The sequence below is a fragment of the Streptosporangium sp. NPDC004631 genome (assembly GCF_053601935.1).
In genome coordinates this window covers 1-1279 of sequence record NZ_JBSGCR010000081.1, presented here as the reverse complement: position 1 = coordinate 1279, position 1279 = coordinate 1, and the positions used below count along the sequence as shown (strand labels likewise).

The window sequence follows — 1279 nt, the reverse complement described above, 5'->3', positions numbered from 1 at the left end:
CTGAAATTCGTCGGTTAAGTGCTTATCCTGATGTGCATGGGGCATCCGGGTCCGTCTGCGGTACCGATCGAGTTGACCGATGCTGAGCGCGCGTGGCTGTGTTGCCTGGCGGTGGAGGCGCCGGAACTGGCCGGCCGCGCAAAGATTGTGCTGGCCTGCGCCGAGCCCGGGGCCGGCAACGCGCAGGTGGCGCGAGAACTGGGCATGAGCATGGCGACGGTGCGCCGCTGGCGCACCGCCTTTGCCCGAGGAGGAACGGACGCCTTGGCCGGCAGGCCTCGGACGGGACGGCCGAAGGCTGAGCTGACGCTGACCGGCGCTGAGCGTGCGACGCTGCACAGATGGGCCCGGCGGACGAAGTCGTCGCAAGTCCTGGCGATGCGCTCGAAGGTCGTGCTGGCGTGTGCGGACGGCAAGGACAACCAGCAGATCGCCGAGCGGTTGCGGATCCACCCGGACACGGTCTCCAAGTGGCGTACCCGGTTTATCCGGCTGCGCCTGGACGGGCTGATCGATGAGCCGCGGCCGGGCCGGCCACCGTCGATCGACTTGCAGCAGGTCGAGCAGATCGTGGTGGCCACGCTGGAGGAGACACCGAAGAACGCCACCCACTGGTCGCGCGCTTCGATGGCTGCCCGCAGCGGGTTGTCCAAGTCCACGATCGGGCGGATTTGGCGGGACTTCGGGCTCAAGCCTCATCAGGCCGGCACCTTCAAACTCTCGACCGATCCGTTGTTCGTGGAGAAGGTCGTCGATGTGGTCGGCCTGTATCACAATCCGCCCGATCGGGCGGTGGTGTTGTGCGTGGATGAGAAGTCCCAGATCCAGGCACTGGACCGCTCGCAGCCGGTGTTGCCGATGATGCCGGGCATGCCCGAGCGGCGCACCCATGACTACGTGCGTAACGGCATCACCAGCCTGTTCGCGGCGTTCAACGTCGCCGACGGCACGGTGATCGGTGAGCTGCATCGCCAGCACCGGGCCAGTGAGTTCAAGAAGTTTCTGGTCACGATCGACAAGACGGTGCCCGCCGGGTTGGATGTCCATCTGATCTGCGACAACTACGGCACTCACAAGACGCCGGCGATCAAGGCATGGCTATCGCGCCATCCCCGCTTCCACATGCACTTCACCCCGACCGGCTCCTCGTGGATCAACCAGGTCGAGCGGTGGTTCGGCTTCCTGACCGGGCAACTCATCCGGCGCGGGGTTCATAAGAGCGTCCAGTCTCTGGAGAAGGACATCCGGGACTGGATCACTCAGTGGAACGACAACCCCC

1 protein-coding gene is annotated in these 1279 nt (G+C 65.4%); it reads left to right on the top strand.

All coding sequences use genetic code 11. The features are described from left to right. Positions 1–72 precede the first annotated feature (72 nt). The coding region (locus ACWEF2_RS31630) for an IS630 family transposase (RefSeq protein ID WP_453819914.1) at positions 73–1279 on the top strand (1207 nt) is incomplete at its 3' end.